General features: G+C 41.6%; 14 protein-coding genes and 2 tRNA genes. 2 read left to right on the top strand and 14 right to left on the bottom strand.

Annotation, left to right across the window (positions count from 1 at the left end):
* The 4 genes from tilS to spoIIE all read right to left on the bottom strand — a co-directional run bounded on the left by tilS (position 1) and on the right by spoIIE (position 5,778).
* The gene (gene tilS / locus ACXAF2_RS12280; protein ID WP_475138977.1) at positions 1-1,407 is read right to left on the bottom strand and encodes a tRNA lysidine(34) synthetase TilS; all 1,407 of its coding nucleotides are present in this window, start codon (positions 1,405-1,407) and stop codon (positions 1-3) included.
* Between the two features lie 68 nt (positions 1,408-1,475).
* A complete protein-coding gene (locus ACXAF2_RS12275) occupies positions 1,476-2,480 on the bottom strand; it encodes a protein kinase domain-containing protein (RefSeq protein ID WP_475139185.1) in 1,005 nt (334 codons plus the stop codon).
* Positions 2,449-3,189 (bottom strand): VWA domain-containing protein, encoded by a 741-nt coding sequence (locus tag ACXAF2_RS12270; protein ID WP_044340612.1) that lies wholly within the window; start codon positions 3,187-3,189, stop codon positions 2,449-2,451. The genes ACXAF2_RS12275 and ACXAF2_RS12270 overlap by 32 nt, the downstream gene beginning before the upstream one ends.
* Positions 3,190-3,285: 96 nt before the next feature.
* Complete coding sequence (spoIIE, locus tag ACXAF2_RS12265; RefSeq protein WP_475138975.1) at positions 3,286-5,778, bottom strand: stage II sporulation protein E; 2,493 nt, start codon at positions 5,776-5,778, stop codon at positions 3,286-3,288.
* A gap of 287 nt (positions 5,779-6,065) precedes the next feature.
* Between spoIIE and ACXAF2_RS12260 the strand changes: the two genes are divergently transcribed.
* Positions 6,066-6,142, top strand: a tRNA-Met gene (locus tag ACXAF2_RS12260).
* Between the two features lie 8 nt (positions 6,143-6,150).
* Positions 6,151-6,222: transfer RNA gene (locus ACXAF2_RS12255), tRNA-Glu, on the top strand.
* 69 nt (positions 6,223-6,291) lie between these two features.
* Here ACXAF2_RS12255 and ACXAF2_RS12250 read toward each other — a convergent pair.
* The 10 genes from ACXAF2_RS12250 to mfd form a co-directional block, all read right to left on the bottom strand.
* Complete coding sequence (locus ACXAF2_RS12250) at positions 6,292-6,762, bottom strand: DinB family protein (RefSeq protein ID WP_475138974.1); 471 nt, start codon at positions 6,760-6,762, stop codon at positions 6,292-6,294.
* Positions 6,763-6,915: 153 nt separating this feature from the next.
* Positions 6,916-7,344 carry a S1 domain-containing RNA-binding protein gene (locus ACXAF2_RS12245; protein ID WP_044340617.1) on the bottom strand — a complete coding sequence of 143 codons (429 nt, stop codon included), beginning with the start codon at positions 7,342-7,344 and terminating at the stop codon, positions 6,916-6,918.
* A gap of 74 nt (positions 7,345-7,418) precedes the next feature.
* On the bottom strand, positions 7,419-7,808 hold the full coding sequence (locus tag ACXAF2_RS12240; RefSeq protein ID WP_475138972.1) for an FtsB family cell division protein: 390 nt from the start codon (positions 7,806-7,808) through the stop codon (positions 7,419-7,421).
* Positions 7,809-7,850: 42 nt separating this feature from the next.
* The gene (gene yabQ, locus ACXAF2_RS12235) at positions 7,851-8,504 is read right to left on the bottom strand and encodes a spore cortex biosynthesis protein YabQ (protein WP_475138971.1); all 654 of its coding nucleotides are present in this window, start codon (positions 8,502-8,504) and stop codon (positions 7,851-7,853) included.
* On the bottom strand, positions 8,501-8,803 hold the full coding sequence (gene yabP / locus ACXAF2_RS12230; protein ID WP_044340620.1) for a sporulation protein YabP: 303 nt from the start codon (positions 8,801-8,803) through the stop codon (positions 8,501-8,503). Before yabP ends, yabQ begins: the two co-directional genes overlap by 4 nt.
* Before the next feature lie 97 nt (positions 8,804-8,900).
* The gene (locus ACXAF2_RS12225) at positions 8,901-9,170 is read right to left on the bottom strand and encodes an RNA-binding S4 domain-containing protein (protein ID WP_044340650.1); all 270 of its coding nucleotides are present in this window, start codon (positions 9,168-9,170) and stop codon (positions 8,901-8,903) included.
* Positions 9,171-9,192: 22 nt separating this feature from the next.
* Positions 9,193-10,653, bottom strand: coding sequence for a bifunctional methyltransferase/pyrophosphohydrolase YabN (yabN, locus tag ACXAF2_RS12220; protein WP_475138970.1), 1,461 nt, complete (start codon positions 10,651-10,653; stop codon positions 9,193-9,195).
* A 13-nt stretch (positions 10,654-10,666) separates the two neighbouring features.
* On the bottom strand, positions 10,667-12,286 hold the full coding sequence (locus ACXAF2_RS12215) for a putative polysaccharide biosynthesis protein (RefSeq protein WP_475138968.1): 1,620 nt from the start codon (positions 12,284-12,286) through the stop codon (positions 10,667-10,669).
* A 168-nt stretch (positions 12,287-12,454) separates the two neighbouring features.
* Entirely contained in the window at positions 12,455-12,991 is a 537-nt protein-coding gene (gene spoVT / locus ACXAF2_RS12210; protein WP_148996584.1) for a stage V sporulation protein T, read from the bottom strand.
* Between the two features lie 311 nt (positions 12,992-13,302).
* Positions 13,303-16,833 carry a transcription-repair coupling factor gene (gene mfd / locus ACXAF2_RS12205; protein ID WP_475138967.1) on the bottom strand — a complete coding sequence of 1,177 codons (3,531 nt, stop codon included), beginning with the start codon at positions 16,831-16,833 and terminating at the stop codon, positions 13,303-13,305.
* Positions 16,834-16,843: the final 10 nt, after the last annotated feature.

Raw genomic sequence — 16,843 nt, 5'->3', positions numbered from 1 at the left:
TCAACTGCCTCCTAGAAGATGATTGCTCTTAAATTGTAGTACTAAACTATTTTCTTGCTCTTCTCCCAAATCGTAATGAGACTTTTTCATTCCCGGAACCCAAAGTATGTGGTTATCTGCGTCCACTACAATCGGCCACTCGTCACGGAGGTGAACAGGAACTTTTTCGTCAATAAAGAGTGTCTTAAGCTTCTTTGAGCCTTCCAACCCCTTCACTTTCATTCGATCTCCGCTCTTTCTCGTACGCACATATAAAGGCAGGGTAACCTTGTCCGGATCGATGTAGATCCTATCACCGGTACGATCCTCTGTTAACGAGGAAGAAAAATAAAGAAGGAACTGATATCCACCTTGAAGTTCAAGCATTTTATTAACCTTTATCTCGTGACAATAAGGAGCTTCGGTTAACGCTAATTCCCCAAAATGAAAATAACATGTATGATACGCCCTTGTTACCTTTAACCCTTTTGGTAAATCCAAGCTGGCATTAGGCGTTTTTCCTTTTAATATACCCAATACATCGTAAATATGTATAGACGATAAGGAAGATGGTCTAAGTTTGTAAAGATAGTTTAATATTAGATTAATCCCTCTTCTTTGTAAAGGCTGAGGCATTGCAAGAAAACCATCGATATGTAAAGAGGAGAAATCCTCAGTGTTATTCCATACCTTATTCAACTTATCCCATGTTAATTCCTCTAAATATGCCTCATCTTCCGCCAATTCTTCACTAAATCGTTGAAATTGGAGATGAACATGAGGGTTCTCTTTTTTTAAAAAAGGAAGAACCTTTTTTCTGAACCGGTTCCTAGTGTAATCTTCCTTCAGATTACTGGGGTCTCTCCTCGGGTTTAGGTCGTGCTTTTCACAATACTCCTCAATATGCTCCTTTGTAACAGATAGAAACGGCCGTATGATCAAACCTGCAGCAATGGATCGTTTCAAGGGAATCCCCGCTCTGCCAGCCCCGGATGCTCCTCTTGTCAACTTCATCAAGATGGTTTCTACTTGATCATCCCCATGATGGCCAAGTGCTAATTTCGTAGCAGACGCCTCTTCCATGACCTCCATCAAAAATGCGTAGCGAATTTGACGGGCCATTTCCTGCATACTTCCATTCGTCCGTTCAATCTCCATTGATACATCCACTCTTTCAGCGTAAAAAGGGATGTTTCGCTTATTGCAGTATTCTTTCACGAACAAGAGTTCCTTATAGGATTCGTCTCCTCTGAACATATGGTCAAGATGAGCCGCCATGACTTCTACTTGCCACTCAGCTTTATTCGAATCAAGAAAATGGAGCAGCGCTAAGGAATCAGGGCCTCCCGACACTGCCACCATAATACGATCTCCTTTTTCAATCAAACAATATTCTTGAATAAACCTTTTAATCGTTTGCTCTAACATAACGCTTCCTCTTCCTAAAACCGTTTTCCCCATTGTATCAATTCCTACTGAATTCTCACACTCTTACGCTACATCAATTCTCCATAGATATACAAAACATATAACAACGAAACAATCATCACCACGAGCACAGTCTCAAGAAAGTGACTGGATTTTTTATTTCGTTGATTTTGATATCTGCTATGCGGAGCTGATGAGCTTGCATGAGCGCTCGTTGAAACAGGTTTATTGACTTTAGGTTTGGATTGGGTCTGCTGTGCCGGCTGAGAGTAAGAAAGTCCATTCAGGAGGCTGACCCTCATATCACTGGCAGATTGAAATTTCCCTTCCAGGGCATCAAGGATCGATCCTTCAAACTTCTTCAATTGGTCCTTGGAACCGATAGCCTGCCTTAATTGTTGCATATTCCCGTTTCCTGCCTTTGTGAAACGCCCTGGATAGGCTAAATTAATGAGGATCATCCCAACAGAGAAAAGATCATAAGAAGGTTCGGCTCTTCGCGAACCCCCCACCCAATATCCTCTATCAAAAAACTCCGTAAACTCTTTGATTGCCCGTCCATTGATGGTCGTCCCCCCAACATCAATACAGCGAATCCGGTATGGAGGGCCGGTGACGATCAAGTTTTCAGGTTTTAAATCCCCAAAGACCCATCCTTCCTTATGAATTCGCTCCAGATCTGTCAAGAGCTGAGCAATGAGTACACCCGTCCACGAAAATCCTTTCGATTGAACAAATGACAGCAAGTCAGTACCTTGAATATATTCCATCACGTAAAAATGTATTTTCTGTCCCCGATACTCCCAATCATCCACATCAAGAAGCTTTGGCCCAAGGGGAGCACCTTGGACCTTCGAGAAAGATTTCAATACATTCACTTCCGAGGTAATGGATACATTGCTATCACTCATCTTTAACGCCTGGTATCCTGAAGAACCTTGTACCAGGTAGACGATCCCGTTCGCACCATATCCTAATTCCTTTACAATCGTGTAGATCTGCTTATACCATTTCCCTCTTACAACTGTTCCAGGCGGGAAATTAAATGGTTTCTTCGAAGTATTGTTCATCATCGCCACGAGAGAGCAATCCCCTTAAAGAACGTTTTTTCTTAAAGTGGGTGATAGCTTCTGAGATCGCGGGACCTGTTGGAGTAATTCCGCCTGGAGACAATTTAGAGAAAATACTCGTCAATGTTTCGAGTTTTGGTGTCCAATCCAGCAATTTTTCGACATCTTGTCGTTTCCCGGGAAATACAAAGACGGAAAATTTATTATCACCCATTCTGGCATTCAGGCTCAATGACAGGTCTAATAAGGCTTCCTTAACTGTGGGAAGCTTATGCTTCATACTCGCAGACGTATCGACAAGAATCAACACTTCCATGTCAACGGACTCTCCCAGTTCATCGACAACCTCCATGACCTCCCCGCGTTGTTCGGGAGGAAGCTCCTCCATGGATGCGGATTTACCGAGGATTTGCTTCAGCTCTTTATTCACAACTCCCTGCAAGGTTTGTGTCATCGCTTTACGCGTGACCATTTGTACGGTTTGAGAAAGCTGCTGTGCATATACAATCTGACTCACTCCACCCCCCGATAGAGCAATTCCTTCAATTTCCTGCATTCCATTATCATCTATCACATCATTATCCATGACCCCAATGACGTTCACTGAGATTCCCTGTTCCTTTGCAAGAGCCGCCATCGCAATCGGGTCTTCACCTTGATTTGAGCAACCATCCGTAATTAATAGAATTTGACGAAGTGTACCTGGCTTCATCAGACTCCCCTCCTCATTCTAAAGTTGTTACCATCTTCGCCTAATAAGGAGGGATTTATACTCTAGTGAACTATTTTTATAGGGTGAATATACGTCCTAGGAAATTCTCTTTTTATCCTTCGTTTTCGATTTTTGCACAGGGATAGACGACCATTTCGGTATATTATGTTTGATTTTTGACACCACAATGGTCATATCATCTTCTATTAAGCCGGAGCTCGACCTGATCACTTCCTCCATTAGAATATCGGCCACTTCTTGTGGTTCCTCCGTTTCCAGCTCCTTTATTTTCCTCTTCATCCATAGGTCATAATTTTCTACATGTTTCGGTCCTTCAAAGGCACCATCACTCATCATAATGAGAAGGTCTCCTGCTTTTAACTGCTCAGACACGACATCCACATCGAAATCCTGCTGAAGCATTCCCATTGGTAAATTGCTTGCCTCTACCTTTATGATTTTATCTCCCCGCTTAATAAAACTCGGGGTTGAACCAATTTTCAAGAACCTCGATGACGCATTCTGCAGATCGATCATGGCTAAATCCAATGTAGAGAAAATTTCATCATTCGTTCTGAGAGATAGTATCGAGTTGATGGATTTGATCGCTACCTGTTCTTCAATTCCGGATTCCAGTATTTTTTTCAGAAGCCTCAGGGTTTCATTGCTTTCATAGTGAGCCCGCTCTCCATTCCCCATTCCGTCACTAATCGCAACAGCATATTTCCCCCTTCCTAATTCAATCATCGAGTAGCTGTCTCCTGATACCAGTCCTCCCCCTTTTGCTGCATGAGAAGCTCCGGTATCCACTACAAATTTCTTGGCAGATTGGAAGGTCACATGACATTGACCGTTCGGAAATTGAGCACACTCCTCCTTTTGAACAATGATATTTTCACCTAAAATATCCGATAACATCGGGGCAATCAGCTTTTCACCCTGTCCATGCCCCCCGCAATAAGGCATCGTCATATCTATATCAACATTCCCCTGTTCCAGGTTATAGATTTCAATGTTTTCAATCTCGATTCCAAACTCTCCGATACTAGATAAGATTTGTTCTTCCTGAATATGATGATTCTCCCTTTCTCTTTGAATTTCTTTCGCGAAGTTCCCCATCACCTCTGATACTCCAAGTAATTGATCGGCGACCAGTTTTCTGCTTTCCTGGACCTGCTTCTTTAACTTCAGATTCGCTTGATAGAAGGTCAACTCCTGATATATTGTTTCTTTCAGCTTTTTCTCTCTCGTACAATGCTTCTCTACTTCTCTAGCAAGTTTTGGAGACAGGGGGACACGGCCCTGATCATACTCGGTCATCACATCTTTCATCAGATTATAGGTTTTATCAAAATTCCGGGCCCAGCACTGATCCTTCTTAAAACAGGTTTGACACGTTTTCTCTGTCACATTGCTTAAGAAATAATCGAACTCTTTATCTTCCTCCTCTTCAAATCGATCTTCTATTTGTTGAAAACTATTGGACAACGCTTGAAACACCGAGGAAAACTGTGTGACCCTGTTAGCGGTCACATCTCTCACCCTTCTCATGTATCCCTGTTGTTCCTGCTGATATTCGGCAGTTCCAGGAATATGCTTGGCAATTTTAGACGTTAAACTTTGAGGGGTTAAAAATAATAGTAAAATCGCTACCCCCGATTCATATAAGGTTTTCGTTATAACCGTATCTGTTTCTCCGTACATCCCCATTAATAAAGTAGCGATTAACAAACCGATTGCTGCTCCGAATTTCTTTCCTTCTTTCATAAGTCCGCCCAGAAGCCCCGAGAAAGCAAGCAAGCTCATTTGATAAAAGCTGGAAACATTGGCTAAACTGAAAACAAGCCCAGTGACAACCCCTACTGTGGAGCCCACTGTAGCCCCTGCTATAAAGGAAAACAGCAGCACTAAGTATCTTGATAACACATGTTCCACAGACAGATTATATACAGACCATCCGATCGTACCTGTCATAATAGATGCTAATAGAATGATCAGACTGACCACTTCTTCTGTCTTCAGCGACTTCCTTCTACGCTGAACGGTTACAAGGGGCACACTTTGAATGAATATATACGTTAAAAGAAAAGCAAGGCTCGCTTCTATTAACGCCATTACTCCGTTGTACACTGTCAGTGCTTGTCCTTGCTGGATATAATCGAATGAAAGTTTTGCTACCATGACTGTGAAAAAGACATAAAAAGCGACGACTCTCAAATTATTCTTATGATATTTCTGAGACAATCGGAACGCTAATAGGAATATTACCGCACTGACGAACGTATAACTGATACTAGGAAGAGATAAGGTGAGAGCTCCTGCAAGCAACCCTATTAATGCAATGGGAGATTTCTCTCTTCGAATAATGTAAACAGAGGCGAAGAACGGCAGTGCAAACGGCGTTAAATGCGACAGGATTAACGCTCTTCCCAATAAAAATCCGATAACGAATAAGGCGATCCCCTTTTCTACGAACAGCCACTCCAGTTTCGAATAAATAGACTTCATTCTTTTGGATAGTTCCACCCTAGTGTGTTCAATGTCCACGTTCTGAACAGGTTCTATGATCGACTGATCGGCTTTCCCCATGTATGAAACACTCCCCATTTCTTTTTTGTTAAGTATAAATGGTACAAGCTTAAAACTTTGTCAAAATGAGGGAATACATACTAAGAAAGTTTCGACGACTTTCTATGGATTCCGGTAAAATATTCAGAATATTCTATTGGTGTTTATTCTTCTTTTCTACTTTTTTAGTCCTAAACGCTTATGCGAGTATACTTGAGGGAATTTTGACAAATTCTTTACTAGATTATATTGACAAGATAATTCTTTCTATGTATCATATATTTTGTGCCTAAAAGGCGCATAAATATGGCGGTGTAGCTCAGCTGGCTAGAGCGTACGGTTCATACCCGTGAGGTCGGGGGTTCGATCCCCTCCGCCGCTACCATATTTCATGGCCCGTTGGTCAAGCGGTTAAGACACCGCCCTTTCACGGCGGTAACACGGGTTCGAATCCCGTACGGGTCATAGTAAAAAAAGACTATCATTTCTGATAGTCTTTTTTGTATTCAGGTCTTTTCCGCATAAAGAGGCACATCAGGCTTTTTCTGCAGACACCACTTCTTCTATTTGCTCCTGGTGATGTTTATCATGACCGATGAAGTCTTCAAAAAACTCTTCAAGAGTAAAGCTTTGATCTCCTACTGAGAACGAATGTTGTAAATCATCATCAGATAAGCTATTTACATAAGCTATAATCGATTCACGTGTTTTGATACCCTCTTCAATCAAAGCTTCCTTGTTTACCACGTTATGAGCATATTCTGCAGCTTCTCCATTAAAACGTTGAAAATCCGGAAAAGGAGACAGCTGCGCTCCTTCTGAAACCTTCGGGAGAACCTCTCCTAATGAATATTGGTCCCATTTGATCATATGAGAAACATTTGCAGCAATCGACCACTTGCTTTCCTCCATTGGCTGAAACCACTCTTTATCATTGATCCTTTTCAATTCATTAAGCCACAGCTTAAACGATTCATGATGATCGATTATCTGATCTTTTTTCATAATGGCGGCCTCCATAAAATTAGTTAAGACTATTTTATTCGATAGGGGACGGTCGATTTCCTTTATACACGGCAAAAAAAACAGGCACACTCATCCTTATGAGTATGCCTGTTTTCCGTTCACAACCTGCTATATGAGTTAATAGACAGCAAGTTAACCTTTTTTCGCCCCTCTTCCACCACGACGAGACTCAGTATTTTTCTTTAAAGATGATAGACGATCCTCACTGTCTTTCAAGAAACGTGCCATCTTTTGTTCGAAACTCTCTTTAGTGCGTGTGTCGTTCTGCTTGTTATTATTACTACGCGGGCGTTGAGGACGCTGAGGGCGCTGCGGGCGTTGTGGTTGCTCTTTCGCTTTTCGGATGGACAAACCGATCTTTCCATCTTTCTCAACATTAATAACCTTAACTGTTACTTCGTCGCCAACTTTAAGGTGTTCGTTAATATCCTTAACATAGTTGTCTGCAACTTCACTAATGTGAACTAAACCTGTTGAACCTTCCGATAATTCCACGAACGCTCCAAAATTTGTAATACCTGTTACCTTACCCTGTAACTTGCTGCCTACTTCGATTGACATAAAAGAAATGCTCCTCCTTAAAATGATAAAAGATAAACCTTACTATATATTATAGCCAATTAAAAAAAAGAGTGTCAATAAGACACCTCTTCTTCTTTCTCTTTATCTGGTTCAGGTATGTTGAAAATAATCTCACCTTCATCTGATAAAAAGTAATCCCGGCGCGCCAGTTTGGCTATATATTCGTCGTCGTTAAGCTTCACAATCTCTTCTTCCAACGCGGTTTGCTTATCTTTTAGATGTTCTAACTTTTTTTCTAATTGTGCTTTTTCAGTACGTTTATCTTCTAAAACCTGGGCTCTGGAAATGAGAGTCGAAACTAAAAATCCACTAATTGCCAATACTAAAACTAAAAATACTGCTAATCGACGGACCAAACGTTTTTTTCTCTTAGAAGACGATTGATGCATATGCTCCTGATGACGAACATATTCATTTTCCATTGGTGTCACGTTTTTTCTCATTCCCGAACCTCCTTTACAATATGGAGTGGCAAAGCTTAAGCCCTATTCTTTGTCTTTAGGTTTCTTTTTGAACTTTTCTACCACTCTATATACTTTTTTGATATTTGATTTAAAAATTCCTGCCACTTTATTATATAACTTCTCGACTCTTTTTGTAAGATTTTTCGGCAATAAATTCCAAATACCCTTTAATATCCACCATATTGGAGCCGTTACGAGCTTAATCGCCCATTGTAACACTTTCCAGATCACCTTTAACAGGAAGATTATGACGGATAAGAGCCCTTTTCCTATAGATAATACCATGGTAATGAGAAGCACAATTATCCATTTTATCGGTGAATAAATTAATTTTTTCACCATTTTCACACCAAAATTATAAAGGGAGATAAAAAATAAGATCACCCTTTCCAAAAAGGCCAGATAAAGCTGCTTGATGAGGGCCTGATAACCAGCAAAACCACACAGCAAAGCAATGAAAATATAAAAACGGATCTCTCCAAAATTGACGATAAATAAAATATAAAAAATCGACAGGGCTTGTAATATCCAAAACATAATATCGTTTAAGAATACAAGCCACCGTTTTCTTTCAGACCGGTTTAAGAACCGATTGTACGTGTCTAATGTCGCACCAAATAAAGCTCCCATTCCGATCATGGAGAGCATGGTGTAGAACTGGGTTGAGAGTGTCATCGAAACAACTTGCTAAAGAAGCCTTTAGCCTTCTCCCCATTTTGTTCATCCAGGTAAACAAGATCAAACACCTTTCCTTTAATGGAGACGATGCCTTTATCCACGTCTAGATTTTTCATTTGTAGATTTTGACCTCTGACAGACAAAAAGCCCATTACGGTTTCGAGTAGAAACTCTTCATTGTCGAAGCTTTCCACCTGTTTAACACCCGTGATATCTAGAAGCTTGCGGCCCCTCATCATGACGTCATGTTCCTGAAAAGTCGTTTTATCTTTGTTTCCATCATAATATTGATTCATACCCATCCCTCACATTCCCATAGTACAAGCTTTGTAACTATGTTTATGTTTTCAGGGGAAAAATAGAACCAAAATTGAGCCTCTTACTATGTAATCCTTATTCCGTTTCTTCTTGAACCCTTTCTTCTGAAAGTACGGAATAAAGTCCACTTGCTTCTTCTTTTTTGGTTGTTTCAAGAAGCCTTTCTATCTTTACCCTCATAATCTTTTGACCAAACCTCACGCTTAATTCATCTCCGACTTTCACGTTAGAGCTCGCTTTTGCTTGCAGCCCATTCACTGTTATACGGCCCTGGTCGGCAATTTCTTTAGCCATCGTTCTTCTTTTTATCAATCTTGATACTTTTAAGAATTTATCTAATCTCATGGATACCATTATTCATTTCCCCTTATTCGATATTCATCTTTTTGGCTTCGATCCAAAATTGGTCTAACTCTTCTAAAGTGAAATCCTCAAAGCTTTTTCCCGTCTTCAAAACCTGTTCCTCCACATAAGAAAAGCGGCGGTAAAACTTTGTATTCGTCATAGACAGGGCTTCCTCTGGAAATATCTTATAGAATCTGGCCACATTGATCAGCGCGAATAAAATATCTCCAAATTCTTTGTTGATATGGTTTTCACTATTATTCTCGACCTCGTTTTCAAATTCCTTTAATTCTTCCCATACTTTTTCCCAGGCACCTTGTGGATCTGGCCAATCAAATCCTACTTTTGCGGCTTTCTTCTGGTATTCATATGCCTTCATCAGAGCCGGCATTCCTTTGGCAACGTTCTTAAGCATCGGTTCATGTTCATCCTGCTTTTCTTGCTTCTTGATTTCATCCCAGTTCGCTTTCACTTGTTCCGTATTTTCTACCTGAACGGTACCGAATACATGAGGGTGTCTTCGGACCATTTTGGAAGCAAGACTTTCAATCACTTCCTCCATGGTGAACATTCCTTCATCCTCACCTATTTGGGCATGAAGCATGACCTGAAGAAGGACATCCCCCAGCTCTTCAATCATATGATCAATATCGTCTTCCTCAATGGCTTCAAGTAACTCGTACGTTTCTTCAAGTAGAAACTTCTTGAGGGAATGATGTGTTTGCTCTTTATCCCAAGGACAACCATTTGGTCCCCTTAGTGTCGAGATGATCTCTCTTAATGTTGCATATTGTTTATAAGTGGATGCCATTTCTTTCACAGCCGGGACGTATAAGCTAGTTAAATTGCTGAGGTGGGCGACACGATCAAGTTCAACCAAGGGGATTCTATCCACCTTCTCTTCCTTGCTGCCAGCCGCTGTTACCAGCATGACCTCATAATCGTATGGGTATAGCTCCATCAGGGTAATCTTCACCTCAGAAGCGATAAAGGCATCATACACCTGTCCGATGATAAGCTGTTGATTCATATGAATGTCGTGAAGCTTTAAGGCCGTACCGTCCAACAGCTGAAAGCCGTCGATCGGGTCCGCTCCGACAGAAGCGAACAGAGCATCAATGAAGCTTTGACCTCCGCCTATCGACACTTGTATCTTTCCTTCTTCATGGAGATCCAGAAGCATTTGAACAGCCTTTTCAGCCACTAATGGATGACCCGGAACGGCATAGATAATGGAATACTTTTCAGATTCCGAAACCAGCTCATGTACAATTTCTTCATACACTTGTTCGAACTTATCATGCTTCTCATATACAGAATCGAAGGATTGAAACGCTACTCCTTCTGCCATTAAATCCTTTACGACCGGATGCTCCTTCGTACGTAAGTATAAATGTGAGGTACTCTTTAGTAATCGGTACACTCCTAATGGGAGTTGTTCGATGTCCCCTGCACCTAAACCCACAATTGTTATTGTATGCATATTGATCTCCTCGCTACTTTTTATTCATTGGTTGTATGACATTCATGATCCTTACCCACTTACTACCAAACGGCAAGAAACCCATTTCTTCCCTGGAAAGGACATTACCTCTTAAAAAAACAATCAAAAAGATAATGGCACCCATACACGCTCCTCCTAAAGAAAAAAGGACCGAAAGCTCTCGTTCAGGCATTCCTTTGTCTAAAAGTGTATCATAAATCTGCAGGAATACCTGTAACACGAGGGTCATAGCTCCGCCGCTCAGCACTAAGGTTCTATAGAAAGAAAAGGGGAAGAACCGGATAGGGAATAATCTCCTTAGTTTCAAGATCATCATACCGGTAATAACAGCTAAAGAACCGACCGTCGAAATGGACGCTCCCATAATACCCATGAGGGGAATGAGATAGGCGTTGCCGAGATATTTTAAGAGAATGCCTATCAAAATACAGAATGCCGGGTAATAAATCTTACCTATTCCTTGGAAAATACCTGAAAACGTAAGAATAAGACAGCTAAAGAAAATGGAAAGACAGAATACGGCGATCACCTTTGAGCCCAATGCATTTTCGAATAACATCGTATTGGTAGGAACCATGATATTGATGATTCCCAATGTAGCTGCAAATCCGATGGTAATGCTGATTTTAAGGGATAACAGACTGTACTCCCTTATCAAATTTTCTTTCTTTTTCAAGTAGGCACTTGTCACCAATGGAACGATGGTAAGGGAAATGGAGGTAGCCACTACTGTCCCCAGCTGGACAAAGGGCTGACCCCGGTCATAAATCCCCTTCCACGTTTTCCCTGACTCTGCTTCCATTCCAGACGAGGTCAGGAGAGAATACACATTCAAGGAATCAACAAATTGAAGTAGGACCAGAAGCATGGCACTTACACAAATGGCTGTTCCGTTCATTAATAACCGTGACCAAATATGTAAATAATCAGGAGACAACCTCAGGGATTCCAGTGAAAAAAGCTTTTCTCTGCGGGCAGTCACAATGAGAAGTAAAACCAACAATCCTCCCAGTCCACCGGTTATAGAACCGAATAGCGCTCCGTTCCCCGCAATATACAGGGAATACCCTTGAGATACCAAAATGGTAGAAAACACAAGAATCGTCACCACTCTCACCATTTGCTCTGTCACCTGTGAAACAGCAGTGGGCACCATATCTTCCTTTCCTTGATAGTAACCTCTCAGAACAGAAAGGGGAGCTAACAACAGGAAAGATAAAGAAATGACTTGAATCAACGGTTTAAGGAATGGGTCCCCCATCCAACGGGCAATCACGCCTGCCCCAAAGTACACAATGAGAAACCAGCTCAATCCAACGAGACATAGGAACATGAAGGAGGTGACGGCTACATTCTTGGCTCCTTCATCATCTTCATTTTCTATTTTCTCGGCTACTAACTTCGAGATGATCACAGGGAATCCGTAGGTGGATAATGCAATGGCAATTCCGTAAAAAGGATACACCTGCTGATAGATATAAAATCCAATATCTCCAACAATATTTTGAAACGGCACACGATATACTGCGCTTAATATCTTCGTCACTAGTGCAGCAACCGTCAATACCATTGCCCCTTTCAAAAATTGATTGGAAGAGTACTTCTTACTCAACCAGTTTTCCTGCCTTTCTTCACCACTTTTTTCAATGCTCAATGAGTCTGACCATGCAGAGAAAAAATCGTTTATGTACTGGTCATTTTACCATAAACAGCGGTCTGTTTTCTCTCTGCAGCAGGCCAAAAATAAAAAAGAAGAGCGGCTAAGTGCCGCTCTTAGAAATTATTGCTCCATTTGTCTTGCTAAAAAGCCAGCTGCCGTTTCTACTGCCTTTTGTTCCACTTCGCCTACTGTACGCTCCTTCGAGAAGATCGCAACGGCGCCAATCGGGTCACCATTTGCGACGATCGGGGCTATCGTATAGGAAGCCAGTTCTTCACCGTGTCCATCGACAAGCTCAGCTTGTCCTTGTTGAGTGTGTAACAGAGACGTACGGTCATCCATAACTTTCTCAACCAGTTCACTGATGTTCTTATTTAAATATTCTTTCTTTGAAGCGCCAGAGATCGCTATTACAGCATCTCGATCACAAATTAACACGGCGCTTCCAAGGCTGTCGTATAATGCTTCGCCGTATTCCTTAGCAAAGTCACCAAGTTCACTGATTGGGGAGTATTTCTTTAAGATGACTTCTCCGTCACGATCGACGAAGATTTCAAGGGGATCTCCCTCGCGAATCCTTAATGTTCTACGAATTTCTTTCGGAATGACGACACGCCCTAAATCATCAATACGACGAACAATACCAGTTGCTTTCATCTATAGTTGCCTCACTTTCATCAGATGATTTTATTTGGCAATGTATCAACTTGTTATTGAATACTTTACCATTGTTGAGTTTAGTATCTTACAACTTAGAAGTTCTATACACATTCAGTTATTTTTTCTGTAATTTCACTAAAATTCTAATGCAGGTATCTTTTTCCATTGTTGGCAGCTGCATAAATACTAATACCCTTATCATAGTAAAGTAAAACAAACAGCGCGTTTACATTTTGGTTACAGTATTATAACGAAGGTAAGAATTTCCGTATTTCATCTGATGAATATATGTGAAGCTCTTATCATTATCAGGCGTTTTCTTCTACTTTTAACGCTTCATCTAAATGCTTAATGATGTCATAAGCCATATTAAACCACTTGGATGATTCTAAGCGTGAGGTATTAATCGATATTTTAAGCTTAGATCCTTCCATTCCGAGACCCACAGCCCGGCCGTGTTTATTGCATAAGTTAAAGACCTTGGACCCATCGATCTGCGCCGTTCCTTCTGGCGACATAAAGATATTCACTGATTTCTTATCCTGCTTAATGGACTCAAGCTTTGTATTTTTAGCGTATATTTTCATTTCAGAGATTAAGAATAGATAGCCCACTTCCTCTGGATACTCGCCGAAACGGTCAAGAATTTCTTCTTCCAGCTCTTCTATTTCAGGGAGGGAAGAGATGGAGCGGAATCGTTTATACATTTCGATCTTTTGATGTCCATCTTTAATATAGTCATCCGGTATATAGGCATCGATTTCCATATCCACTTCAAAGCTCGACTCCGGCTGTTTCGGAAGATCCCCTTTTCGCTCTTCGATGGCTTCTTTCAGCATTTGAGAGTACAAGTCAAATCCGACAGAATCAATAAAGCCGTGCTGCTGTGCTCCCAGAAGATTTCCTGCTCCACGGATCGTCAGGTCACGCATGGCAATCTTGAATCCTGAACCGAGCTCAGTAAATTCTTTTATCGCTTGCAAACGTTTTTCGGCGACTTCCGTGAGCACCTTATCTTTACGGTAGGTGAAATAGGCATAGGCCACCCTGTTCGAACGTCCAACCCTTCCTCTTAATTGATAGAGTTGAGATAAGCCCATCCGATCGGCATCAAAGACAATCAACGTGTTCACATTCGGTATATCCACACCTGTTTCAATGATGGTCGTAGTGACCAGTACATCATACTCACCTGCAAGGAAACTTAAGATCACTGCTTCGAGCTCGTTTTCACTCATTTGCCCGTGTGCGTAGGCTATTCTCGCATCCGGCACAAGCATGGAAATTTCGTCCGCTTTTCTTTCAATATCCTCCACTCGGTTGTATAGGAAATACACCTGACCGTTCCTGGCCATTTCTCTTTCAATGGCTTCTTTGATCAAAGCTCCGTTGTACTCCATTACATATGTTTGAACCGGGAATCGATTCTCCGGTGGTGTTTCAATGACAGAAAGATCCCGTACTCCAAGCATCGACATATGGAGAGTCCTTGGAATCGGAGTAGCCGTTAAGGTCAACACATCAATATTCGTTTTTAATTGTTTAATTTTTTCTTTGTGTGTGACTCCAAATCTCTGTTCTTCATCGATGATCAATAAACCGATGTCCCTGTATTGAATGTCTTTGGAAAGAAGGCGGTGAGTGCCCACTACGATATCCACGGTTCCGTTTTTAAGACCCTTCGTCGTTTCCTGCTGCTGCTTTCGTGTTCTAAAACGACTCAATAATCCGATTTCAACGGGGAAGTCCTGAAAACGTTCCTTGATCGTCTCATAATGCTGTTGAGCAAGGATGGTGGTCGGAACGAGGATAGCGACCTGCTTTCCATCGGCAATTGCTTTGAAGGCTGCCCGAATGGCCACTTCTGTTTTTCCGTAACCTACGTCTCCACATAATAAACGGTCCATCGGCCGTTCTCTTTCCATATCCTGCTTAATTTCACTTACAGATCGCAGCTGGTCATCGGTTTCTTCGTATGGAAACACCATTTCAAACTCTCTTTGCATGTCACCATCGGGGGAAAATGCATAGCCTTTTGCCGCTTCCCTTTCAGCATAGAGCTTAATGAGATCATCTGCTATATCCTGAACAGAGGATTGAACCTTTGATTTGACCTTCTTCCATTCGCTTCCGCCCAGCTTATAAAGCTTTGGATCCTTATTCTCTGAAGCGACGTATTTTTGGACAAGTTCAATTTGATCAACGGGAACATAGAGCTTGTCATTCCCCTGATATTTCACATGGAGATAGTCTTTGTGAACACCATTGATCTCCAATGTTTCAATCCCGAGGAATTTACCGATCCCGTGATTCACATGAACCACATGGTCCCCCACCTTCAGCTCAGAATAGCTTTTGATTCTCTCAGCGTTTGAAAGCTTTTGCCTTCTGGGCTTCTTTTGGGTTTTCTTATTGAACAATTCCTCTTCTGTAATAACGGCCAGTTTCTGAAGAGGAAGTTCAAATCCGTTCGTCAGGCTGCCGTTGATCATTTGGATCGTGCCAGGCAGCAGCTTATTTCCATCTTCTACAAAGGCGATTTCAATTTTATAATCGTCCAGTACCCTTTGAAGTTTCTTGACCCGTTCTTCATCCGGTCCCAGTAAGACAACCGTATACTTCCCTTTTTTCCAGCGGTCTAATTCTGCCTTTAATACATTCATCTGCCCATGGAAATTCTGCATGGGCTTTGTAGAAACATTAAAGATATTCTGCGGGCTTGTATTTGGAATGTGACGCAGGAAAAGAGAAAAGTACACCTTTGGTAGCTTCGTGTGATTAATCAACTCGGAGAACGCATGGGATACAGGTACGTCATGGATGATCTGTCCTTCTTGCAACAGCGAGGTATACCACTCTGCTTCCTCTTTCTCAAGGGACTCACTCATTTCCTGTACACGACTGAATTCGTCAAAGAAAATGACCCCGTCTTCAGGTAAATAATCTAGCAAACTACTAGGATGATCATACGCCAGGGACAAGTACTTGAAAATTTGCTCAGGAACTTGTCCGTTCTCAAGCTGATCAACCTCATGCCCTATGTACTCAGTCATCTTTTCCTTTACAGCTGCCGCTTTCACCTTCTTTAAGCTGGCGGAAAGTCCAGCTTCAATTTCGCGGATGAGCCTTTCGATGTTCTCATAGCTTAATAAAACCTCTGTGGCAGGTCCTATTTCCATAGCGTTACGTTTATCAATCGAACGCTGGTCCTCAACTGAAAAGATGCGAATCGAATCAATTTCGGTATCAAATAATTCGATACGGACAGGATTCTGGGACGTTAATGGGAATATATCAACGATTCCCCCGCGAAGGCTGAATTCACCAGGTGTGTTAACCATTCCCGTCCGCTGATACCCCATCTGAACCAATTGATTCAATACTTCATCCAGATCAATATCTTCACCGGTTTTAAAACGGATTTGATTCATTTCCCACATGGATTTCGGAGGAAGGATCTTTCTTAATCCGGCAACAGGTACAATATATACACCCGAATGATTCTGAGAAAGCTTATTCAACACTTCGATACGTTGAGCTCTCAGTTCCGGACTCGCCACACTTAATTCCGCTGCGATTAACTCATTAGCAGAATATAAATATACTTCATCCTCGGATAAAAACTGAATGAGATCATCATAGACTTTCTGGGCTTGAAACAAATTATGCGTAACCACTATGGTGGATTTATTCGTCTGTAAATATACATCCGCTATATAAGCTGTTCGGGATGAGCCGGACAATCCTGCGACAAGCTGTTCCGATAATTGCTCCTCCACTCCAGCGATGATGGACTGAATTTCTTCACTTTGGTGAACCTGTTTTAAAATACCTTTCAAGTGTACGCTC

This window comes from Rossellomorea sp. ABR4_004 (assembly GCF_056159585.1).
This window is presented reverse-complemented; position numbering and strand designations above follow the sequence as displayed.

Excerpts from the sequence above, each read along its gene's own strand:
- tilS (WP_475138977.1), bottom strand. The coding sequence starts at position 1,407 with ATGTTAGAGCAAACGATTAAAAGGTTTATTCAAGAATATTGTTTGATT.
- ACXAF2_RS12275 (WP_475139185.1), bottom strand. The coding sequence starts at position 2,480 with ATGATGAACAATACTTCGAAGAAACCATTTAATTTCCCGCCTGGAACA.
- ACXAF2_RS12270 (WP_044340612.1), bottom strand. The coding sequence starts at position 3,189 with ATGAAGCCAGGTACACTTCGTCAAATTCTATTAATTACGGATGGTTGC.
- spoIIE (WP_475138975.1), bottom strand. The coding sequence starts at position 5,778 with ATGGGGAAAGCCGATCAGTCGATCATAGAACCTGTTCAGAACGTGGAC.
- ACXAF2_RS12250 (WP_475138974.1), bottom strand. The coding sequence starts at position 6,762 with ATGAAAAAAGATCAGATAATCGATCATCATGAATCGTTTAAGCTGTGG.
- ACXAF2_RS12245 (WP_044340617.1), bottom strand. The coding sequence starts at position 7,344 with ATGTCAATCGAAGTAGGCAGCAAGTTACAGGGTAAGGTAACAGGTATT.
- ACXAF2_RS12240 (WP_475138972.1), bottom strand. The coding sequence starts at position 7,808 with ATGAGAAAAAACGTGACACCAATGGAAAATGAATATGTTCGTCATCAG.
- yabQ (WP_475138971.1), bottom strand. The coding sequence starts at position 8,504 with ATGACACTCTCAACCCAGTTCTACACCATGCTCTCCATGATCGGAATG.
- yabP (WP_044340620.1), bottom strand. The coding sequence starts at position 8,803 with ATGAATCAATATTATGATGGAAACAAAGATAAAACGACTTTTCAGGAA.
- ACXAF2_RS12225 (WP_044340650.1), bottom strand. The coding sequence starts at position 9,170 with ATGAGATTAGATAAATTCTTAAAAGTATCAAGATTGATAAAAAGAAGA.
- yabN (WP_475138970.1), bottom strand. The coding sequence starts at position 10,653 with ATGCATACAATAACAATTGTGGGTTTAGGTGCAGGGGACATCGAACAA.
- spoVT (WP_148996584.1), bottom strand. The coding sequence starts at position 12,991 with ATGAAAGCAACTGGTATTGTTCGTCGTATTGATGATTTAGGGCGTGTC.